Below are 23,674 nucleotides of genomic sequence, written 5' to 3'. Positions count from 1 at the left end.
TAAGAAGAGGATATATAAGGAGGAAAAGGCATGAAATCTACAGATCAGTTTCAGACATACGAAGTACCGTGGGAAGAATTTATTGAAGCGTTGCGAGAGGAAATGAAGAAGCAAGTAGGAGCAGATATTATTGATACAGTAGTTTGCAATTTAGAAGATGGTTTTGAAGTGTATACATATGTGCAGGGGGATTTAGATTTTGAATATAAGGAAGGGCTTGAGAGAAAATATGGAAGTGATGCGAAGATACCTAATGTGTTAACGATAATGTTATTAGCTAGTATTTATAATACAAGTGAAGCGAATATACGCTTGCATGCGGATAATAAAGAGAATCCGATTGTTGAAGTGTATGTAAAGCAATGAAACACGCTGTGAAAAGCGTGTTTTTTATTTGTATGATAAAATGTTAGAAAATTGAGAAATGAGGTGGGGGATTGGGAATTAAACATCTTAATTTAACAGTTACAGATGTAACAGCATCTAGAGAGTTTTTAGAGAGGTATTTTGGTTTAATTTGTAGTGGAACAAGGGGGAATGCCTTTGCAGTTATGCGTGATAATGATGGATTTATACTAACTTTAATGAAAGGAAAAGAAGTTCAGTATCCAAAAACATTTCACGTAGGATTTCCACAAGAAAGTGAAGAACAAGTAGATAAGATAAATCAAAGATTGAAGGAAGATGGATTTTTGGTCGAGCCTCCTAAGCAAGCCCATGCGTATACGTTTTACGTTGAAGCACCCGGTGGATTTAAAATAGAAGTGATGTGTTAAGTTAAAAATCAAACTTTTTGTTATGTGTTTTTAAAATAAAAAGTAGGAAAAGTCTGTTTTAAGCGTGGAGCTTAAACAGGCTTTTTTACTTATATAATTGGATAGAGAATGCTAGAAGGAATATTACCAAGTGTATAATCTATTTACATAATAAAGTTATGGTGGGTTAGTTGTCCTAAAATACAAGTCATATATCTTGTTTCCTCTCATAAATTTAAACATAGGAATTTGTCTACAAAGGTGGCGAAGCCTCATCATGAAAATCCGAATTTGTGCCACGTTCATGCTGTTTCTATTTATATGTTTACCTTTATCAGCTTTTGCAAAAGGAGAGGAGGCAAAGGAAAGGGTCGTTTCACTTGTATATGACGATTCGGGCAGCATGAGAAATAACGATCGCTGGAAATATGCCAATTATGCTTTGCAAAGTTTAGTTGCGCTATTAGATGAAAAAGATAAATTTTCTTACGTTCCAATGAGTAAGCCGAATGATCCATTAAACATTTCGTTAACGAAGGATAAAAGGCAAACAGAAATTGAGGGAATTGGAGCGTGGAAAACGTATTTAAATACTCCATTTAGCGCGGTAGAAACGGCGATGCAATCTATAAAAAAGGAAGCAGATATAGATGGAAAACGTGAATTTTGGCTTATTGTATTAACTGACGGGGCATTTAATGATTTAGAGAAAGATAAGGTTGGCGGAAAAGAACAAATTTTGCAGAAATTAGCCCAGTTTAAGAAAGAAATGGATGCAAAAAAGATATCATTACACCCAGTCTTAATTACGATGGAAGAAGATTTAGGACAACAAGAAAAAGAACAATTAAACACGTTTAAAGAAATATGGAAGAAAGAGATAAATGGTGTTACGATGCCGTCAAGCGGAGAAGATGGCATTGTAAAAAGTGTAAATCAAGTGGCAGCATTAGTTGCAAATCGTGATCCATTCTCCTCTGTTGAATCGATTGTAAAAACGAAAGTAGTGGGGAAAAGAGTAGAGATTACAACACCGTTTCCATTAAAGCGTATGACGCTTGTACGACAATCGCCTTCTCTGCCCGATTATCAGGTCACACAAATTTCTAAACCGTTACAATTACAATCTTCTTTTTCCATACATGCACCAGGAGAAGCAAAATTGTTCGGAAATATAGTTCATATAAGTACGGAAAATCAGGAAGTTATTAAACCAGGAACTTATACGATAGAAGTAGACCAGGACATTGAGAAAGAAGGACTACAAGTACTAGTTGAACCAGCGCTTAATTATACGGTTTCTACTTATGACAAAGATGATAGTAGTCAAAAAAATGTAGAGGAAATGCACGAAGGGGTTACTGCTGTTATTGAAGCGAAGCCTACGGAGTTGCCAGTTCAGTCTTCTTACTTTCAGGCAGAAGTAGAAATAGACGGAAAACAATATCCGATGAAGTGGGACGATAAAAGGCATGTGTTTTATTATGAAACTAAGCTTGGTAAAGGGTTAGTACGCGGGAAAGTTCATATGAATATAAAGGGGTTTTATAGACAGACGAAAGAATTTAAAATTGAAACAGCTGAGAAACCAAAATTATCACTTCAAACTGTTACAAAAGATTATGAAGAAAAAGTGACAAATTTAGAGAATAGTAAACCATTTGTTTTGCAGCCACAGTTAGATGGTAAGCCGATGACAGAAGAAGCTGTAAAAAAACTATTAAAATCTACTGGTGTCACATCTAAACAATCAATCAATTATGAAATAAAGCAACATGGAAATCAGATCTATGTTTATCCTCGTCCCTATTACTCCGACACATTTAATTTTACAGATACCGGCACCGTAGAAGCTACCATCGTAATGCAGGATTCAAAATTACAAGAAGTAAAGAAAAACATAACATTCCATATTCAAGATGCTCCGTTTTATGAAAAATATGCGCTTATTTTTAAGTTTGTCATTCCTATCACTTTATTACTGCTAGTAGTAGGAATCATTGTTTTAGGATGGATTGTTCGGCCGAGATTTCACCGGAAGGCACTACTGTATTATGAATGGGATCAAGAGGTAGCGAAAGATTGGCTATATCAATCTGAGCCAGAATTACTTCGAAATAAATGGTGGAACCATTATTTTGGTATCCCATTTAGAGCAGAAAGAAAAACAGTGCAATCCGTTACGTTTATAGCGAAGAAAGGTTCGAAATCTGTCTTTGTAGCGAAAGAATCACAAGTAGTTGGAATGATTATTGATGGGATGTTTATAACAAAAGATGAAGTAGGAATGGAACATAAGACACTATATCCAAATGAACTTTTACTAATTGATAGAGGATATGGTAAGGAGATTTACAAGTATGAATGTGAATAGTAGATAGGGATAAGACGGGGATGGAGTATTGATTCTCTTTCCCTTTTTTCAAACAAGCAAGAATAGGAAGGTGGTTCACATGACATTACAAGTTCCAACAATATTAATTGGTTTAGGTGGAATCGGTAGTACTGTGACGCATCAAATATATGAAAAATTGCCTGAAGAGCGCCGGAAAAAGGTAGCAATGCACGTATTTGATACAGATGTGAATACATTAAGTAAATTTGATCATATTCGAAAGTTTAAGACACAAACAAGTTCTAGTAAAACGCCTAGGGAGTATATTGCGGGAGATCCAACGATCCCAGAGTGGTTTCCGATGGATCCGACTATACTTGATAAGCCATTAACAGAAGGAGCAGGACAGTTACGCGTCATTTCACGTTTAGCGTTACGTGCTGCGATGAAAGAAGATAAATTGACGTCTTTTTGGCAAGAAATCGAGAAAATTTTTCCGGTTACAAGTGATCAAACGGAATATGGTGTGCGTGTCATTATAGTAACATCACTAGCAGGCGGAACAGGTTCAGGGATGTTTCTGCAAATTGCATTATATTTACGTGAAATGCTTCGGAAGAAATTGCAGCATCATAACATTTTAATACGCGGTGCGTTTTTAATGCCGGATGTTTTAGTAAAGACGAGAACGGTTAGTGCGAAAGAATTTGAAACGGTGCAAGCAAATGGCTATGCATCGTTAAAAGAATTACATGCTATTACGCTCGGTTCTACTGGAGAATTATCAAAACGCGGTGGTGTAACAATTGAATTAGAGTATCGCCCTGATCAAGTAGATGAAGACGGAAGAACGAATCATACAATTAAACAACATCATTTACCGTACAATTATTGTTTCTTATACGATTACGAAAATCTACATGGACACCATTTACACAATTTATCAGACTATATGGAACAGATGGCAAATACAATTTATTTACAGTTATTTAGCCCGATGTCTACAAGTCATTTTGCACAAGAAGACAATCAAATTCAGCAATTAGCAGAATCAAGTGGAAAAGGACGATATTGCGGGGCAGGAACGGCAAAACTCATTTATCCATATGAGCATGTGTTAAAATATTGTGCTTTAAAATGGGCGGTGCAAGGTTTAGATGAATCGTGGCTGCATTTAGATCAACTGTTTCAAGAGAAGAAGCAAAGATACGACCAAGATGTAAAACGTGGGATGCAGCGTGAAAAGCCGGAGAGAGGTAAAAGTTATTTAGAGGACTTGGAGCATCTTGCTACCCGTCCAGAGCAAGCTCATATTTTCTATAGACAAATGTACAATGAAACACGTGAAGGGGCAGAGGGTGGTAAGCTCGGAGTTGCGAAATCAAAACTGTTTTTAGAAGCTGTAGAAAGTTATGTACAACGAACGGTGCAAAAAGATGAGGAATTAAATCGTCTGCAACATGAGTGTAAAATTTCAGCTGCGAAACTGAAAATGATGGAACAAATGAAAGGTGAAGTGGCAAGAGTGGATCATGCGGTTCGCTTATATGCATATGCGATTCCGAGCCGTGTACATGAACATGTAACGACACTTTTATATGACATGATTGAATCAGACCGCTTTTCACCAAGTGGTTCTGAAGGGCAGTCCTATCAATTAAATACATGGTTTTTAAAGAAAACAGATCCAGTTCACCCAGTAGCAGCACGTTTTATGTTATATGAAATTCGAAAACAGTTAGTAGAAAAAATGAATCGATTACATGAAAATAATGAACAAAAGCGTAATGTAATTCAAAACTACGATAAAAAATTTAATGTAGGTAATATCGATGGCACGGTAACGGCTGTACGCCGAGTAGAAATTGCTCAACAACAAGGCTGGTTCGGAAAAATGATTAATAATCAGCAACGTTTATTCAAAAGAGAATTTGAAGACATCGTAACGCAATATGTACACAAATTAAATGAATATCGAAAAGAAATGCTATTAGAACTTGTGTATCAATCGCTATATCAGGCAGTTAATAAAATGATTCAATATTGGGAAAGATTTTTTGATAATTTACATGAAACACGTGAAAATTTATTGTTTGAAATCCAAAAGCGCAGTAAGGAATTTGAAGGGAAAACAAACCCGACGAATGTTTATGTATTAGCAGAGGAACAGCTGCAAGAAAAGATATGGCAAGATATGCAGCAACATTTAAATTTAGGTGTACTACCGAAAGATATATCAGCGGAAATTTATATGAGTTTGTATGGGGAATATTGTCGTGATGCGAAAACAGAAGAGATTCAGTCGAAAAAGGTAGAGGATTTCTATCGCGAACATATACTGAGCTATTGTTATGACGAACTGCAAGTACGCTATCGTGATAAATTAGAATTGAATATTATTGAAGCGTTGCGAAAAGAAGCAGATTATAAGAAACGTGATCGCGATGAATACGTGCGTGAAAAAATTGAAGACCTGTTCCATTTAGCAAGTCCATTCATTCCGAAAGTTGCTCATCATAGGGAATTACAATATTGGGGTATACATCCTTCTTTAAAGAAAGAGCTACAAGAGGAATTGATTCAAGAAATGTTTAAAGAAAAAGATACAGTACACGAAGCCTTTTCGCCATTTGAAGTGATCTGTTATCGAGCACATTATGGCTTATCGCTGCAAGATTTTCCTAAATTATCATCAGGACATATTTCAAACGGATTTATGAATGATAAAGGGGACTATTTCCAATCGTATTATCGCCGTGTAAACAAATTAAATAGTAAAAAATCTAGTTTAACGCCGCATTTAGATAAGTATTGGCACTTACCAGCCTTTATGCCAGATTTGAATGCGACTCAAACAAAATTAGATTATGATAAATGTAATCGTGCATTACTATACGCATATATGTATCGCTGGATTAGTTTAGTTGCTGTTGATGGACAGTTTGTGTATCAATATAACGGTGTGGGACGTAGCTTTTTAATTCAGTCGATGGGAAAAAATATTTCAAGCGAAAGTTATAAATTACACAGAGCATTGCTTCATAATCCGTTTATTTATGAAAACATCTTGTCACGATTTGAAGAAGAGCAAGAAAAGGCGATGATACAAGGTGGACATTTATATACACATCCGTTCGTATTAGGAGCCCAAGATGTAAGATGGCTTAGAAAAGAACATGTCCACAATCTTTTAGACATGATTTTAATGTATGACCGTGAAGCGAAGTATGATCCGACGTTAGAAGAAACATCAGATGAATTATTAAGACTATTCCTTGATGAAATCGAGTTGTATTTCCAGAACTATTACGGTACAGGTGCTGATATGGTTGCAAAGAAAGAGAAAGAAATGTTTATTAAACAATTGTGGGATCGCTCGCATGCGAAAGGATATGTAGATCCAAATAGCGCTCCGTATAAAAAATGGCAAAATTTATTAAGTATTCAAGATGAAGAAGAAACGCCAAAAACGAATGTATAGTGAATGAAAAGGGAATCCTTAAAAGTGGCAATACAACTTTAGAAAAGAGGGATTCTGATGCCGTTTTTAGGAAGTGTATATCAAATATTTGGGTTATATCCGGAACTTTATTATGGGATGATTTCAGCAGAGTTGCAAGAGGAAGCTCAGAAGGAGCATCTTGAAAATAGTAGTGCAGAAGCTGAAGTGGAAGAATAAAAAAAGTGCAGATGAAAATCTGCACTTTTTTGTTAGTATTAAAATGGTGAAATAACCTCAAATTAATTATTATTTTTGAATAATAATTAATTTGAGGTTATTATGATTTTCATTACATTGTATGTAATGAAAATCAATGTAATAAAATGAATATGAATATTAAGGTGGAAAACAACAATGTTTTTAAGAAAATAATTATGTATAAAAATAACATTTGATACATAATCAACCGATTATTTTTGAGTGATTTATTATTGACAATATAATTAATTGTATGATAAATTCAATCAGCATTCTTAATGGTTTTTTGGTATGATTAATATTTTGAAAATTCAATACGGTATAAAGAGATTGAATTTTCTGTTTTTTATGAGGTGGGTTACTAAGTCTATAGGGGAAGTGAACTATGTATATTTTTATTTTTAAAATAGAACAGTAATAAAGAATGTAACAAGTAAGAGATAAACTTGAAAAAGAGGTTTCAAAGAATGAGTCTTTTCATAAAGAAAGCAATGGATGAAGAAAAGAAAAAAGTATTGAATCAAACTTTAGGAGCGATTGATTTAACTCTTTTAGGTATTGGAGCAATTATTGGTACAGGTATTTTCGTATTAACTGGTATTGTAGCAGCGAAACATGCTGGTCCGGCGATTGTATTATCTTTTGTATTAGCGGCAATTATATGTGCATGTGTAGCTTTCTGTTATGCTGAATTTGCATCTACAGTTCCAGTTTCGGGAAGTGTATATTCATATACATATATGACACTAGGTGAGATTTTTGCATTTATAGTTGGCTGGTGTGTTATGCTGGAGTATTTATTAGCGACTTCTGCGGTTGCAGCAGGCTGGTCAGCATATTTTCAGTCACTGCTACTAGGTTTTAATATTCACATTCCTACGGTTTTTGCTTCGGCACCAGGAATGGAGAAGGGTGGAATCATTGATTTACCAGCAGTTCTTATTATTTTAGTTGTTACATTTTTATTAAGCCGTGGTGCAAAAGAAAGTGCACGAATTAATAATATAATGGTTATTATTAAACTGGCTGTTATTGTAGGATTTATTGTCGTAGGGACACAATATGTAAGACCAGAGAATTGGCAACCATTTCTACCGTTTGGTTTTCACGGTGTGGTAGGGGGCGCTGCTACTGTATTTTTTGCTTTTTTAGGATTTGATGCAGTTGCAACAGCCGCAGAGGAAGTGAAGCGTCCACAACGTAACGTGCCAATTGGGCTACTTGTTTCCTTGTTCATTTGTACCGTTCTATATGTAGGTGTTTCATTCGTGCTAACTGGAATGGTTCCGTTTACGGAATTAAATGTTGCTGATCCGGTTGCATATGCGTTGCGCACTGTAGGAGAAGATAGAATTGCTGGGTTGTTATCGGTGGGAGCGATAGCGGGGCTAACAACAGTTCTGTTAGTAGCTATGTTTGCATTTGTTCGTGTATCTTACTCGATGAGTCGAGATGGACTGTTACCAAAAAGACTTTCAAGTGTCCATAAACGTTTACAAACTCCATTTTTTAATACGTGGGTTACAGGTATACTAGCAGCTTTATTAGCGGGATTAGTGGATTTGAATTTATTAGCTAATTTAGTGAATATGGGAACGATAACAGCATTTGTGTTTGTATCTATAGCTGTCATTGTATTAAGAAAGACGCATCCTGATATGAAGAGGCCATTCCGTGCCCCTCTAGTACCTTTTTTACCTATCGTTTCAATAGTAAGTTGTATATATTTGGCTTTGAACCTTTCTAAGCTTACTTTAATTAGTTTTGTGGCATGGATTATAATAGGCGTTTTCATATATTTTGTATATGCTAAAAAACATAGTAATGTTAGAAATGGAAATAGAGTATAGTCCATTGAAATAATACTTGTAATGGAAATGAAAACACGCTACTTATTCATATAAGAACAAGTAGCGTGTTTTTTCTATTTAATAATCCCATTTTCTAAAATTTTAATAGTTGGTGCCACTTTCACATTAGCTTTTGAAAAGGAACTTGGCCAATCATCTTCAACTTGTTTCCATTCTTCATATTGAAACGCTCTCGCATAATCACCAAATCCGAATGGATCAAGCTGCTGTTTTTGAATTTTGTGGATTAAATCGTTTAAATCATTGTTTAGTTGTTTTGTAATAAGAGAAGTTAATTTTTTTCTATCATTTTCTATATCCATGTTGAATGTAAGTTCAGATACGGCAATTTTTAAATCCATTTTAATATTAAATTTGAAGCGGTTATCGCTATAGTCTGTACCGATATCATGACTCATACTAAGAACATTTATTGTTATAAAATCGTCGCCTTTTGTATCTTTTAGATGGCTATTACTTTCAACTAAATTAGAGGGGATTTTCATTGTAAGTGAAACGGGTATATTAGCTTTCTTTTGCACCATAAGAAGAAGGGCACTTTCGTAGCGATTTAAAGACATCTTATAAGTTCCACGAGAGGTTAATAGTGCCGAACCGGTAACAATAACATCTTTCTTCCCTTTTTTTATTTCTGAAATAGCAGGAGTTACGCCTTTATTAAAAGTTTGTCTATGAAATTCATGGAATGTCGTAAACACGGTCCGATTGTATAGTTTGTTCGTATTAATTAAATCTGTTAAATATTCAGGAAGAGCAGGCTTATCTTTGAAATTATTATATATAACAGAAGAAATGGGGCCATCTACTGCAACCATGCGCATATTCCCTGTATTTTTAGGGTCGCGATACCAAACATCCAGATAAGGCATAGCTCCTTCTTGTTTTAAAAAATTCGTGCTAAACAATATAAGCTGTAACTTTTCTGTGGACACTAAACCGCTGCTTGAACTGTTAAACGTATCTTTTGCTTCTCGGGGTGTATGTACTTTCGCTTCATGAATTTCGTACTTTTTCTCTACATCTTCATTGAAAATAGGGTTTACGTGATACACAATTAATTTTCCTTTTGCTTTTGCGTCAAAACTGTAAATTAATGAGATGGATTGTTTTTCTAAATCAAGCCGATCTTCACAACCTGCTAAAAAAATTATGAGAAAACAAAATATAATAAAATGAATAAAGCGTCTCATTTAAACTTTTCTCCTTTTCCAATGCTGATAAAGTGTCATGTATAAGAGAAATACAACTGGGAATAGAAAAACGATAAAATAACTAGCAGTTCCCCAAAATTCCCGCAACGAACTTATCTGATAAGAAGAAGGGATATAAAAGAATAAGATGAAAATACACCCGAATAATAAAAAATAAATAGGTAATGAACTGCCTTTTTTGTTAAGTAATTGATTAATACCATCTGAAGCAGTAAAAATATAAGGAATACAGGAATCAAAAATAATAAAGAGATAAAATGACAAAAAGATAATTTCAAACCGCTCAAGAAATGAGAAATGAAACGGTGTAACAAGAGAAAGAGTTGGCCATAAAAACTTTGTTATACCATCTGGACTAAAATAAATAAAAGAAACGAACGTGATTTGAAGATAAATAAATAACGTAATCAAATTTGCAATAACAATTCCTTTTTTTGCAGATGCTTTGTTAGTTAAATAAGGATAAAGGACAAACGCAAACTCGAATCCGAGAAACGCAATGATAGTTGATTTTACGGTGTTTATAATTGGTAGCCATCCTTCCTTGATAAGAGGAAGAAGATATATAAAATGCCCATCTTTAAGAGGAATAAATAATAATAATGGCATCCAAAGTGTAAAGATGACAGTGAAAACAGCAAAACGACTAATAATAAGTGCTCCTTTACATGCAAGCATAAGCATTGGAATAGATAGCAAAATCATAATTAAAGACATAGGAGATCTAGGTAAAATCCAAATATGAATAACGTATAAGAGGGAAAAAATTAAGGAAACAGCTGCGAGTACAGCATATAAAATCCAAAAAATCATTACTACTCTTCCTAGCCATTTTCCAAGATAGCGTATCAGCACATCAAGTAAAGTATATCCTGGATGTTTTTCCATGATTTTTACAATACATAGACTGACTAAAGTAGTAATGACACATCCGATAATAATAGACATCCAGCCATCTGTATTCGCTCCTTGTGCAACTTCACGCGGGAGTGTAAGTACGCCGAATCCGACTTGAACACCACTAATAGTTAAAATGTATTGAAATAAGGTGATTTCCCTCTTTGCACGTTTTGTCACTTATTCTCCTCCTTTTCCTCAACATCTCTTTGCCGGTTATCTTGTTTTAATTGTAGAGATAGTGGCCGTTTCTTCATAATCTTCCAGGGGAAACGTACAAGGGTATCTTTTAAATCCGAAGCATATGACGGAGAAAAAGGACTACCATATGGCACACCAAGTGATTCCATAGAAAGAATATGGATGATAATGATTGCCATTCCAACCATAATTCCAATGACGCCAAATAAAGAGGCAGCTATCATCATTGGGAATCGAAGAAGCCGAATTCCTGCTGACATTTCTAAGTTAGGAATAATGAAAGAGGCAACCGCAGTAATTGATACGACGATAACCATAACGTTACTAACAATCCCAGCTTGAACCGCAGCTTGTCCAATTACAATTCCTCCTACGACGCCGATTGTTTGTCCAACAGGCCCAGGAAGCCGAATCGCTGCTTCTCGGAGCATTTCGAGAACTAATTCCATTAATAAAGCTTCTAATATGGGGGGAAAAGGAATTTTGGCTCGAGATTCTCCAATCGTTAACAACAATTTGAGCGGAATCACTTCATAATGGAAGGAAATCATAGCAATATAAAGAGCAGGAGCAAATATTGCAATAAATAACCCAGTGAAACGAAGGAGTCGTATAAAAGATGGAATCATAGGTCTGAAGCTGTAATCATCTATCGTCTGGAAAAAGGATGAAAAGGTCATCGGTCCTATTAATACGCCTGGTGAGCGATCTACAACAACAGCAATTCGCCCATTCAAAATATGATGTGCCGTTGTGTCAGGACGTTCAGTGATAGACAATTGTGGGAAGAGAGTATAGGAATTATCTTCAACAAACCCTTCTAATTCACCGGTAGTAAGAATAGCATCTACTTTGATTGATTCAATGCGGCAGGCCATATCTTGTACAACATCTTCGTTTGCAACATCTGCAAGATAAAGTAAAAAAACTTTAGAGGTTGCTCGTTCGCCAACAGTGAATTCCTTCACTTTTAATTCGCGATTTGGAATATAGCGACGAATAAGTGCGATACTATCACTTGCCACTTCATTAAATCCTTCGTGTGAGCTTTTTATGGAAGTCTCTGTTGTAGGTTCTTCAATACTCCTTTTTGGCGCCGCTTGCGTATCTAGTTCTAAAGCTGATAATTGCCCGTTTATAAATAAAATACTTTTGCCATGTAAGAGAGATTGCTCAATGTCTATCCACTTCTGAACTTTTTTAATATTCCCTATAGAAACAGAAGATTCCCAAAAATCATCTTCATTCCATTCTTTAAATAAGAGAGGACGAAGAATATCTACATTAATAACAGTTTTATCTACAAGTCCTTCCATATATATAAGAGCAGCTTCTTTTCCGTTTTTTAACGGGAAAGTGCGTGTAATTAATTCTGGAATACCACTAAATAATTTGGATAAGTGTTTAAGATTAAGCGGCATGGAGGAAGAAATTTCTTTATTTAATACAGTTTCAGATTGCTCATGTGTAGAGAAAGATTTTTCGCCCCTTATCCATTTTCGAAAAGATCCCATATATTCACCTTATTCCTCGTTGAACTTTATATGGGTTATTATGGATAGTTACATACAGACATATGCGCAGTTTAAAATTTATATTGTATATTTGTACATTTAACGCTATAATTATAGTGTTAAAGATGGAATCGTGATATGACCTGTTATGAATCTATCGTTTTATTTATGAATAAATGGATTGGTATTTTAGCAAGATGTGCTAATAAACTACTCCACCATGATGATAGCGTGCCCAAAATGTGGTGCGTATATTTTCGTGGTGGAGTTTTTTTATTCTCAAAAAGGGGGAAAGACCATGAATGACAACATGGTTCATATTACAATTGACGGAAAAAAGTATACAGCGGAGCCTGGTTCAACGATATTGGGTGTTATTAATGAGAACGGGATTGAACATCCGCAAATTTGTTACGTGCCGGAAGTAGATCCTATTCAAACATGTGACACTTGTATTGTAGAAGTTGACGGAAAGTTAATGCGTTCTTGTTCGACGATAGCAACGGAAGGTATGAACGTTGAGCGTGCTTCTGTTCGCGCAAAAGAAGCACAAACAGAGGCGATGGATCGGTTACTAGAAAATCATTTATTATACTGTACAGTATGTGACAACAACAATGGGAACTGTAAACTGCATAATACAGCAGAATTAATGGAAATTGAACATCAAAAATATCCTTATGAACCGAAAGTAGATGTAAGTGAAGTTGATATGACGCATCCGTTTTATCGCTATGACCCTAATCAATGTATTGCATGCGGTCAATGCGTTGAGGTGTGTCAAAACTTACAAGTAAATGAAACGTTATCGATAGACTGGGAAGCGGAACGTCCACGAGTTATTTGGGATGAAGGAGTAAATATTAATGATTCTTCATGCGTTAGCTGTGGTCAATGTGTAACGATTTGCCCTTGTAACGCTTTAATGGAGAAAACGATGCTCGGTGAAGCTGGATTTATGACGGGATTAAAACCAGATATTCTTGAACCGATGGTAGATTTAATTAAAGAAGTTGAGCCTGGATATAGCGGTATTTTTGCGGTATCAGAAGTGGAAGCGGCCATGCGTGATACTCGTACGAAGAAAACGAAAACAGTATGTACATTTTGTGGTGTAGGTTGTTCGTTTGAAGTGTGGACGAAGGGGCGTAAAATCCTTAAAGTACAGCCATCTTCAGATGCACCAGTTAACGCAATTTCCACTTGTGTAAAAGGGAAATTTGGTTGGGATTTCGTAAATTCTAAAGAACGAATTACAAAACCTTTAATTCGTAAAAATGGAACGTTTGTTGAATCTACATGGGAAGAAGCACTGAATGTAGTTGCAAATAAATTAGGTACTATTAAAGAAGAGTACGGTAAAGATTCTATCGGATTTATTTCTTCCTCTAAAATTACAAATGAAGATAATTATGTAATTCAAAAATTAGCTCGACAAGTATTTGGAACGAATAATATTGATAACTGCTCACGTTATTGCCAATCACCAGCAACGGATGGTTTGTTCCGTACAATTGGTATGGGCGGTGATGCAGGAACGATTAAAGATATTGCGCAATCTGGTCTTGTTATTATTGTAGGATGTAATCCGACAGAAGGTCATCCTGTTTTAGCTACACGTATTAAACGTGCACATAAATTACACGGACAAAAGTTAATTGTAGCTGATCTTCGTAAAACAGAAATGGCAGAGCGATCAGATGTCTTTATTAGTCCAAAACAAGGAACAGATCAAGTTTGGTTAATGGCTGTTACAAAATATATGATTGATCGAGGTTGGCATGATCAGGAATTTATTAATGAGAATGTAAACTTCTTTGAAGATTTCAAAGAAAGTCTAGAAGAATATACACTTGCATATGCAGAAGAAGTAACAGGTATTTCAAAAGAAACACTTATTCAAATGGCTGAAATGATTCGTGATGCAGATGGTACATGTATCCTTTGGGGTATGGGGGTAACGCAAAATACAGGTGGTTCTGATACTTCCGCTGCAATTTCAAACTTACTTCTTGCAACAGGGAACTATCGTCGTCCAGGAGCAGGTGCATACCCACTTCGAGGTCACAATAACGTACAAGGTGCTTGTGATATGGGTACTTTACCAGGATGGCTTCCAGGATATCAGCACGTTACTAACGAAATGGAACGTGCGAAATTTGAAACTGCTTACGGAGTGAAAATTGATAGTGAACCAGGTCTTAATAATATTGAAATGCTTCACGCAATTGACGAAGGAAAAATGAAAGCAATGTATCTTGTCGGAGAAGATATGGCTCTTGTAGATTCTAATGCAAATCATGTACATGAAGTGTTGTCGAGCCTTGATTTCTTCGTTGTGCAAGATGTTTTCCTTTCTAAAACTGCTCAATATGCAGATGTTGTATTACCAGCAGCGCCATCTCTTGAGAAAGAAGGTACTTTCACAAATACAGAGCGCCGTGTCCAAAGATTATATCAAGTTCTTCCTACGCTAGGAGATGCGAAACCAGACTGGTGGATCGTCCAGGAGGTTGCGAATAAACTAGGGGCAAACTGGAATTATAGCCACCCAAGTGAAATCTTTGCTGAAATGGCAAGTTTATCACCATTATTCTCGCAAGCGAACTATGAAGTGCTTGAAGGATGGAACAGTTTCCATTGGGGAAGTTTTGATGGAACCAATACACCACTTCTGTTCCAAGATGGATTTAACTTCCCAGATAAAAAAGCTCGTTTTGCGATTGCTGACTGGATACGTCCAGCTGAATTTCCAGCTGAGTTCGACCTTCACATTAACAACGGTCGTATGCTTGAGCATTTCCATGAAGGGAATATGACAAATAAATCAACAGGTATTCAAACGAAAGTACCTGGTGTTTTCGTTGAAGTCTCTCCAGACCTTGCAAAAGAACGTGGCGTAAAAACAGGTTCGTTAGTTCGTCTTGTCTCTCCTTTTGGAGCATTAAAATTACGTGCACTCGTTACAGATCGTGTAAAAGCGAATGAGTTATATTTACCGATGAACTCTACAGATAACGAAACGGCAATTAATTTCTTAACAGGTCCTGCTGTGGATGTACGTACGAATACACCTGCGTATAAACAAACGAAAGTGCGTATGGAAGTGTTAGAAGTTGATGGCGAAAATCCGATGCCAAAAGCGAACCCACGCAATAAAAAACGTCACCCTCAAGCTGGAATTGAGGTACATCGTAAGTGGGCACGTCCAGGGTATGTGCATTTAACGGATAAGTAGGAGGAGAAAACTATGGCTGCACCTATAAAAATGATTCAAAAACAAGAATTAACTGAGGAAGAAATAAAACAGCAAAAATTAGATGATTTAAAGGAGCTTTTAACAAATAATGAAGAAGCTCTAAATCAGATGTTTAATATAGTAGGGGAATTAAATGACATTGGAATGCTAGAAGCTGCAAATTCTATGCTGAAAGCGAAAGAACCAATTGCAAAGATTGTTCTAGGTCAAGTAACTCGTGAGCCTGTTACAAATTTAATTAATAATATGATGGGTGCTGCAGGTGCGTTAACTGAACTTGACCCAGAACTTACGAAAAAGCTTATAGGTAGTTTATTAGTCGGGCTAGAAGAAGGTAATGAACATCTAGAAAGTAATAAAAAAGTAGGGGTATTCGATCTTATGAAAGTATTGAAAGACCCAGATATTAACCGCGCTATCGGGTTTGGGCTTCATTTCTTAAAAGGAATGGGGAAAGGGTTAAAAGACGAATAAACTTCATGAAGTGAACCTTTCCGCCCAAATATTTGTAGGAAATAGTTTGGGCGGAAGGCTCATTTTGGTAAAATATATAATAAAGTAAAATGAGGCTTTTGGGAGGTATAATTGTATGTCAAAAAAAGTACATGAATTTAATGATATGATCCGAAAACTTCGAAAGGAACTTTTCGGAAAAGGACCAGAACGAATTCATACTGTTTTTGCGGAAAATATGGCTATAGCGACTCTTTATGGAAACTTAACACCTACTGAAAAATTTATTTCAAGTACGATGGACGGTGCGGAAATGGTTCATATGGCTAGAACGAAAATGATTCAAGAAGTGTATGCTGCGAATTCCCGTGAACATTTGGAGGAACTTGTTGGAGCAAAATTAGTGAATTTGTTTTCAGATATGAAAGTAGAAGAAGATATTGCAGTTTCGGTATTTGTTTTCGATAAAAATATAACGTGAGAGAAGGATACTGATCGTGAAACCGATACAGGTAGAAAGAGAAATCTTTCGTTATGAACAAGGGGCGTTTAAGCATATAGAGGACAGCATTGTAACAGAGTTTCCTGTTACCATTAAAATGAACGGACAGGAGTTTGTTACAATGGTTAGTACTCCAGAATATATAGAAGATATGGTAATAGGCTTCTTGGCGTCTGAAGGAATCATTCGGAAGTATGAAGATATTGATAGCATATGGATGCAGGAGAAAGAAGGATTTGTACATGTAACAACGACAAAAGTAAATCCGTATTATGAACAAATGCAAAATAAACGATATATTACGTCTTGTTGTGGTATGAGTAGGCAAGGGTTTGTTTTTGCTAATGATGCACTAAGTGCAAAAAAAATGAAGGGTGTCCATGTACAGGTTGCGGCAGAGGATTGTTTTCGGTTAATGAAAGAAATGCAGCAATCTGCGGATACGTTTCATCATACTGGCGGGGTTCATAATGCAGCTTTATGTGATGTGAATGGTATTATTTTAAGCCGAATGGATATTGGTAGGCATAATGCACTAGACAAAATTTACGGTTATTGTTTAAGAAACGATATTTCTATAAAAGATAAAATCATTGTTTTTAGTGGTCGTATTTCTTCGGAAATATTATTGAAAGTTGCAAAAATCGGTTGTGAAATTATACTATCAAAATCAGCTCCAACTGAGTTAGCTTTGCAACTAGCGGAAGATTTAGGTATTACGACAATAGGGTTTATTCGTAATCACTCCTTAAATGTATATACCCATCCAGAACGTGTTTTAAATATAAAATAAAAGTGAGGCAATGAAGATGAAATCAGTTACATTAGACAAGTTGCAACGTCCGTTAAAGGATTTACGTATTTCAGTTACTGATCGCTGTAATTTTCGCTGCCGATATTGTATGCCAGAAGAAATATTTGGTCCTGATTACTCGTTTTTGTCTAATGATAAAATTTTATCTTTTGATGAAATTGAAAGGATAACACGTATTTTTGTTTCTTTAGGTGTAAGAAAGTTACGAATTACGGGCGGAGAACCGTTACTTCGAAGAGGTCTTCCAAAGCTTATTGACCGCCTTAATAAAATTGATGGTGTAGAAGATATCGGTTTAACAACCAATGGATCGTTACTTAAAAAGTTTGCTCCTGATTTATATAAGGCGGGACTATCACGTGTAACAGTTAGCTTAGATTCCTTGGAAGAAGATCGGTTTTTCTATTTAAATGGTAATAGGAGCAAAGTGCAAAGGGTTCTGGAAGGAATACAGGCTGCTGCTGAAGTTGGTATGAAAATTAAAATAAATATGGTCGTTCAAAAAGGGAAAAATGAACAAGATATTTTGCAGATGGCGCAATACTTTAAAGAAAATAAGCATATTCTTCGGTTTATTGAGTATATGGATGTTGGGAATTATAATGGCTGGGAGTTAGGTGAAGTTATTTCCAAACAAGAAATAGTAGATACGATTCATCAAGTTATGCCGTTAGAACGGATAGAAGCAAATTATTCTGGTGAAGTGGCTACTAGGTATCGTTATATAGGAAGCGATGAGGAAATAGGTATTATTTCATCAGTAACAGATTCTTTTTGCTCATCATGTACGAGAGCTCGTATTTCTGCAGAAGGAAAATTATATACTTGCTTATTTGCTTCTAAAGGAAATGATTTAAGAGAATTGCTTCGTTCTGAACATACAGATGAGGACATTACAGATGTAGTACGCGATATATGGAATAATAGGGAAGATCGTTATTCAGATGAACGCTTAAATCATACAAATAAGAAAGCAATACCTAAAATTGAAATGTCACATATCGGTGGTTAATATATAAAGCTAGCTTCATAGTGAAAAATGGAAAATTTACAAGAGTTGTGGATTTTCTATTTTATAGTAAAAGTGATGATTGATATCTATGTAAAAGATGTGCAGAGAAATTAAGCAGCATTCAAAAACCTTTATTTGAGGAGGTTTTTTGAAGCTGCTTTTTTATTTGGAGAAAATGGAGGAATGGGTAATGGCATTTCATAAGCCGGAACAAATTGCTGAGCTTGTCATTGAGGCCGGTGTTCAAAAAGTAAGACAGACATTGCCAGCGATGCTTATTCTCGGTTTTTTAGGAGGAGCGTTTATTGCGATAGGTTTTTTACTTAACATTCGAGTTTTAGGGAATTTACCTGAGCGCTGGGGAAGTCTAGTGAATGTTTTAGGAGGAGCAGTATTTCCTGTTGGACTCATGCTCGTAGTATTAGCAGGAGGAGAATTAATTACGGGAAATATGATGTCACTGTCTATGGCGCTTTATGCAAAGAAAATTACATTGATAAGTGTACTGAATAACTGGGTTTGGATTACTCTCATGAATTTTATTGGGGCAATTTTCGTTGCGTATTGCTTTGGGCATCTTGGCGGATTAACAGAGGGAGAGTATTTAAATAAAACGGTAGCGATAGCGGAAGGGAAGTTACATGAATCATTTGGAAGAACTTTAATTTTAGCAATTGGTTGTAATTGGCTCGTTTGTCTTGCTCTTTGGCTCGCTTACGGGACGAGTGATTTTGTCGGAAAAATCATCGGAATTTGGATTCCAATTATGGCATTTGTAGTGATTGGATTTCAGCAAGTAGTAGCAAATATGTTTGTCATTTCCGCTGTTATTTTTGCTGGTCATCTAACGTGGATGGATTTGGCTAAAAATTTTGTTCCTGTTTTTATCGGGAATGTAATTGGAGGAGCTGGGTTTGTTGGTTTTGCTTACTTTGCTTGTTATCAGAAACAACATTCTAATATGAAATAGAGTTCTTGAGAGGAAGGGTATGTAATGGCTGATCGGTATTCACGACAACAGTTGTTCAAACCAATTGGGAGTAAAGGACAAGAAAAAATTCGAAATAAAAATGTGTTAATTGTAGGGGCAGGCGCATTAGGAAGTGCAAGTGCCGAAAGTTTCGTACGTGCAGGTGTTGGCAAGTTGACGATTATTGATCGTGACTACGTTGAATGGAGTAATTTACAAAGGCAACAATTGTACTCTGAACAAGATGCGAGAGAGAAAATGCCGAAAGCAATTGCTGCAAAAAATCGGTTAGAACAAATTAATTCGGAAGTACAAATACATGCTTTCGTAATGGATGCAACTTCAGAAAATATGGAAGGTCTATTAAAAAATGTAGATGTAATCATTGATGCAACAGATAATTTTGATATTCGATTTGTAATAAATGATTTATCACAAAAACATAATATTCCTTGGGTATATGGTTCTTGCGTTGGATCGTATGGTATGAGTTATACAATTATTCCGCAAGAGACACCGTGTTTACATTGTATGCTGAAAAATATTCCTGTTACAGGTGTGACATGTGATACCGCTGGAATTATTAGTCCGACTGTTCAAATCGTCGCAGCATATCAAGTGGCAGAAGCACTCAAAATTTTAGTGGGAGATTTCTCAGCAATTAGAAAAACATTTTTCATGTTTGATATATGGAGTAATCAAAATCATTTTATAAAATTAGGGAAAATAAAAACAGACACTTGTCTCTCATGCGGTTTGAATCGAACTTATCCTTATTTATCATACGAAAATCAAACGAAAGCAGCTGTTTTATGCGGAAGAAATACAGTTCAAATTAGAACAGTAGACAATAGGAAATACAATTTTGATGATATAGAAAAAGTATTACAAAAACTGGGAAAAGTAGATCGGAATCCGTATTTACTATCTTGCCAATTCGATGATTACCGCGTGGTTGTTTTTCGAGATGGTCGTGTTTTTATTCATGGTACAAATGATATTTCGAAAGCGAAACAACTATATTATCGCGTATTCGGTTAATAGAGAGGGTGTCAACAATGGAAAGAAGAGTGCCAATTACGGTTGAAGAAGCTGTTCGTAAAGTGATGGGATTTGCTGATAAAGGCTTAAAGGAGCTATTACCAATTGAATTAGCTTATGGACGTATATTAGCAGAGGATTTAGTAGCTGACCATGATGTACCGTCATTTAATCGTTCGCCGTATGACGGATTTGCTATTCGAGCAGAAGATACTAATTTAGCAAGTTATGAAACGCCAATTGTATTTGAAGTAGTGGGTGAAATTGGTGCAGGATCGCTATTCCATGAGAAAGTAGGTCCGTTTCAAGCAGTTCGAATTATGACGGGAGCACAAATTCCGAATGGCTGTGATGCGGTTGTTATGTTAGAGCTGACTCGTCAATATGAGAAGAATGGCAACAATTATATGGAAGTGAAGCGATCATTCAAAACGGGCGACAATATTTCTTTTCAAGGTGAAGATGCTCGTAAAGGAACGGTTCTTGCAAAGAAAGGATCGTACATTAATCCAGGTATTTCAGCTCTTCTTGCTACATTCGGTTATAGTGAAGTACCAGTTGCGAGAAAGCCTGTAATTGGACTGTTAGCGACTGGGAGTGAATTGCTCGATGTCGATGATTCATTACAGCCAGGGAAAATCCGAAACAGTAATACGTATATGATATTGTCTCAAATTCGAAGAGCGGGCGGCAGAGTAAAATATTTTGGGAAGTTTAGTGATGATTTTAATACGTGTTTTACAGCTGTGAAAGAAGCGCTTGGCCAAGTAGATATGTTAATTACAACGGGCGGTGTATCAGTAGGAGATTATGATTATTTACCAGCTATTTACGAAAAGTTAGGTGCATCTGTTCTTTTTAATAAAGTTGCAATGCGACCAGGAAGTGTTACGACTGTAGCACAATTAAATGGCAAGTTATTATTTGGTTTATCAGGAAATCCATCAGCTTGTTATGTAGGGTTTGAATTATTCGTAAGACCGTGTATTCGGACGTATATGTTTAGTGAAAAAGTACATTTAAAAAGAGAAAAAGCGTTATTAGGAGAAGATTTTCTAAAACCGAATCCATTTACAAGATTTGTACGAGCAAAATTGCAATATGATGAGGGGAAATTAATCGCTTATCCATCAGGGTTTGATAAATCTAGCTCAGTTTCTTCATTGGCAGAATCAAATGCGTTTATCGTATTGCCGGGCGGGACAAGAGGATATAAAAAAGATATGTTTGTTGATGTTCTTTTATTAGAAGATAACGAAGGTAGTGAATGGCCTTGGACATTTCATAAAGTGAGAGGTGGTTCTAATGGGACAAGCGCTATTTGAAATTGTAGATAATCCGATTTTAGTTGAAGAAGTAACGAATAAAGTCGCAAGAAGGGAAGCAGGTGCGATTACAACATTTATTGGTACGGTGAGAGAATTAACAAAAGGAAAACGAACGCTACATTTAGAGTATGAAGCATATAAACCGATGGCAGTAAAACAACTTATGAGAATTGGTGAAGAGATTAGTGAAAGATGGCCGGATGCAAAAGTAGCAATTACGCACCGTGTAGGGCGGCTAGAAATAATGGATATTGCGGTAGTCATAGCAGTTTCATCACCGCATCGTAAAGTAGCTTATGAAGCGAATGAGTACGCGATTGAACGTATAAAACGAATTGTTCCAATTTGGAAAAAAGAATTTTGGGAAGATGGAACGATGTGGATTGGAGATCAACTTGAAAACACACCATATCCAGAAGGAAAACCAAAGAAGGAAGAATGAGAAAATGATTACAATTTTATTATTTGCAAATTTGAGTGAGGAAGTTGGATCGGATCGATTAGTAATTTCAGAAAAGCAAGAAATGACAGTGCAGCAATTAAAAGAATGGCTCAAAGTCAGCTATTGTTTACAATGGCTGGATAAAGTAATGGTGGCTGTTAATGAGGAGTTTGTAATGAATGAAGAGATGATAAAGGCTGGAGATATAGTCGCATTAATCCCGCCCGTTAGCGGCGGGTAATAAGCTTTTTCACCAGATGAAGCGCCAAGAAGATGTTGTATATAAATTAGAATAAGAGAAGGGATGAGTTCCATGCTTACTCAAGAACAAATAATGAATGCATTAAAACATGTAGAGGATCCAGAGTTACACAAAAGTGTTTTAGAATTAAATATGGTTAGAAATATACAAATGAACGGAACAGAGGTTAAACTTGAAGTAGTACTAACAATCCAAGGTTGTCCGTTAAAAGCAAAAATTCAACAAGATATTGAAGAATCACTTCACGCAATTGGTGCTTCTAAAGTGGAGATAACATTTGGTTCTATGACACAAGAAGAACGTGCAGCTTTAACAGAGAAGTTAAAGAAAAATACTAGAACAGAAACTGGTATGCCGAGCATGCTTCGCACGGATTCAGGAGTACGTTTTATTACTGTAACGAGCGGAAAAGGCGGAGTTGGAAAATCAACGGTGACAATTAATCTTGCAACTGCACTAGCTCGTATGGGGAAAAAAGTGGGGATATTAGATGCGGATATATATGGTTTTAGTATTCCAGCTATGATGGAAACGAATAAGAAACCAACGATGATTGATCAAACGGCAATTCCAGTCATTAGTCACGGTGTTAAAATCATGTCGATGGGATTTTTTACAGAAGGAAATAACCCAGTTATGTGGCGCGGTCCGATGCTAAATAAATGGATTCAAAATTTCCTTGCGAATACGCACTGGGGAGAATTAGATTATTTATTACTTGATTTACCACCAGGTACAGGAGATGTTGCGATTGATGTTGCAGCGATGATTCCGCAAGCGAAAGAAATAATTGTTACAACTCCGCACAATGTAGCTTCATTCGTTGCTTCAAGAGTCGGTGTAATGGCAAAACATACGAAGCATGAGATTTTAGGTATTGTGGAAAATATGGCTTATTATGAAGAGCAAGATGGATCGAAAAATTATCTCTTCGGAAAAGGCGGTGGCGAAATGTTAGCAGAACAATTGCAAACAGAAGTAATCGCACAAGTACCTTTTGCAAAACGTGAAGAAAATAGCGGTTCATCTGTATATGATGAAGATTCTCTTGTTGGAGAAGTGTTTACATCGTTAGCTGAGGATATTATTTATAGAGGATAGAGGGGG

Annotated in this window: 20 protein-coding genes; 17 read left to right on the top strand and 3 right to left on the bottom strand. The window is 36.0% G+C overall.

The genetic code is table 11. From position 1 onward, the window contains the following. Positions 1–30: 30 nt before the first annotated feature. From BUA87_RS21600 to BUA87_RS21575, 6 genes are all read left to right on the top strand, one after another. On the top strand, positions 31–366 hold the full coding sequence (locus BUA87_RS21600; RefSeq protein ID WP_000842905.1) for a hypothetical protein: 336 nt from the start codon (positions 31–33) through the stop codon (positions 364–366). A gap of 71 nt (positions 367–437) precedes the next feature. Continuing rightward, the gene (locus BUA87_RS21595; RefSeq protein WP_000511529.1) at positions 438–776 is read left to right on the top strand and encodes a VOC family protein; all 339 of its coding nucleotides are present in this window, start codon (positions 438–440) and stop codon (positions 774–776) included. A 256-nt stretch (positions 777–1,032) separates the two neighbouring features. After that, positions 1,033–3,129, top strand: a complete 2,097-nt coding sequence (locus BUA87_RS21590) for a vWA domain-containing protein (RefSeq protein WP_061660597.1) — start codon at positions 1,033–1,035, stop codon at positions 3,127–3,129. Between the two features lie 79 nt (positions 3,130–3,208). Next, on the top strand, positions 3,209–6,571 hold the full coding sequence (locus tag BUA87_RS21585) for a tubulin-like doman-containing protein (protein ID WP_000175110.1): 3,363 nt from the start codon (positions 3,209–3,211) through the stop codon (positions 6,569–6,571). Positions 6,572–6,628: 57 nt separating this feature from the next. Beyond that, positions 6,629–6,769 carry a hypothetical protein gene (locus BUA87_RS21580; protein WP_001116193.1) on the top strand — a complete coding sequence of 47 codons (141 nt, stop codon included), beginning with the start codon at positions 6,629–6,631 and terminating at the stop codon, positions 6,767–6,769. 488 nt (positions 6,770–7,257) lie between these two features. After that, complete coding sequence (locus tag BUA87_RS21575) at positions 7,258–8,640, top strand: APC family permease (protein WP_000051659.1); 1,383 nt, start codon at positions 7,258–7,260, stop codon at positions 8,638–8,640. Between the two features lie 74 nt (positions 8,641–8,714). Here BUA87_RS21575 and BUA87_RS21570 read toward each other — a convergent pair whose 3' ends face one another. Genes BUA87_RS21570 through BUA87_RS21560 form a run of 3 tightly spaced genes read right to left on the bottom strand, consistent with a single transcriptional unit; the run spans position 8,715 to position 12,484 of the window. After that, positions 8,715–9,851, bottom strand: a complete 1,137-nt coding sequence (locus BUA87_RS21570) for a Ger(x)C family spore germination protein (RefSeq protein WP_072940768.1) — start codon at positions 9,849–9,851, stop codon at positions 8,715–8,717. Continuing rightward, positions 9,852–10,949, bottom strand: a complete 1,098-nt coding sequence (locus BUA87_RS21565; RefSeq protein WP_000166524.1) for an endospore germination permease — start codon at positions 10,947–10,949, stop codon at positions 9,852–9,854. Beyond that, on the bottom strand, positions 10,946–12,484 hold the full coding sequence (locus tag BUA87_RS21560; RefSeq protein WP_000534547.1) for a spore germination protein: 1,539 nt from the start codon (positions 12,482–12,484) through the stop codon (positions 10,946–10,948). The genes BUA87_RS21565 and BUA87_RS21560 overlap by 4 nt, the downstream gene beginning before the upstream one ends. Positions 12,485–12,782: 298 nt before the next feature. On the opposite strand from BUA87_RS21560, the gene fdhF reads away from it, so the two are divergent. The 11 genes from fdhF to BUA87_RS21505 all read left to right on the top strand — a co-directional run bounded on the left by fdhF (position 12,783) and on the right by BUA87_RS21505 (position 23,668). Further along, complete coding sequence (gene fdhF, locus BUA87_RS21555; RefSeq protein WP_072940765.1) at positions 12,783–15,722, top strand: formate dehydrogenase subunit alpha; 2,940 nt, start codon at positions 12,783–12,785, stop codon at positions 15,720–15,722. Positions 15,723–15,734: 12 nt separating this feature from the next. Continuing rightward, positions 15,735–16,217: a helical membrane plugin domain-containing protein gene (locus BUA87_RS21550; RefSeq protein WP_000729897.1), complete on the top strand. Its 483-nt coding sequence runs from the start codon at positions 15,735–15,737 to the stop codon at positions 16,215–16,217. Between the two features lie 115 nt (positions 16,218–16,332). Then, positions 16,333–16,677, top strand: coding sequence for a Na-translocating system protein MpsC family protein (locus tag BUA87_RS21545; RefSeq protein WP_000039582.1), 345 nt, complete (start codon positions 16,333–16,335; stop codon positions 16,675–16,677). A 16-nt stretch (positions 16,678–16,693) separates the two neighbouring features. Continuing rightward, a complete protein-coding gene (gene fdhD / locus BUA87_RS21540; RefSeq protein WP_063548306.1) occupies positions 16,694–17,491 on the top strand; it encodes a formate dehydrogenase accessory sulfurtransferase FdhD in 798 nt (265 codons plus the stop codon). A gap of 16 nt (positions 17,492–17,507) precedes the next feature. Further along, positions 17,508–18,524, top strand: coding sequence for a GTP 3',8-cyclase MoaA (moaA, locus tag BUA87_RS21535; RefSeq protein WP_072940762.1), 1,017 nt, complete (start codon positions 17,508–17,510; stop codon positions 18,522–18,524). A gap of 190 nt (positions 18,525–18,714) precedes the next feature. Then, a complete protein-coding gene (locus tag BUA87_RS21530; protein ID WP_000863998.1) occupies positions 18,715–19,494 on the top strand; it encodes a formate channel in 780 nt (259 codons plus the stop codon). A gap of 24 nt (positions 19,495–19,518) precedes the next feature. After that, complete coding sequence (locus BUA87_RS21525; protein WP_072940759.1) at positions 19,519–20,535, top strand: molybdopterin-synthase adenylyltransferase MoeB; 1,017 nt, start codon at positions 19,519–19,521, stop codon at positions 20,533–20,535. A gap of 17 nt (positions 20,536–20,552) precedes the next feature. Further along, complete coding sequence (glp, locus tag BUA87_RS21520) at positions 20,553–21,860, top strand: molybdopterin molybdotransferase MoeA (protein WP_000442198.1); 1,308 nt, start codon at positions 20,553–20,555, stop codon at positions 21,858–21,860. After that, complete coding sequence (gene moaE, locus BUA87_RS21515; RefSeq protein ID WP_065229179.1) at positions 21,841–22,305, top strand: molybdopterin synthase catalytic subunit MoaE; 465 nt, start codon at positions 21,841–21,843, stop codon at positions 22,303–22,305. The genes glp and moaE overlap by 20 nt, the downstream gene beginning before the upstream one ends. A 4-nt stretch (positions 22,306–22,309) precedes the next feature. Next, complete coding sequence (gene moaD, locus BUA87_RS21510; RefSeq protein WP_071714651.1) at positions 22,310–22,546, top strand: molybdopterin converting factor subunit 1; 237 nt, start codon at positions 22,310–22,312, stop codon at positions 22,544–22,546. 72 nt (positions 22,547–22,618) lie between these two features. Further along, on the top strand, positions 22,619–23,668 hold the full coding sequence (locus BUA87_RS21505) for a P-loop NTPase (RefSeq protein ID WP_071714650.1): 1,050 nt from the start codon (positions 22,619–22,621) through the stop codon (positions 23,666–23,668). The last annotated feature ends 6 nt before the right edge of the window (positions 23,669–23,674 follow it).

This window comes from Bacillus sp. bc15, assembly GCF_900142585.1.
GTDB lineage: Bacteria > Bacillota > Bacilli > Bacillales > Bacillaceae_G > Bacillus_A > Bacillus_A cereus.
Note: the sequence above shows the minus strand (reverse complement) of the source record. Positions and strands in the feature narration are given on the sequence as shown.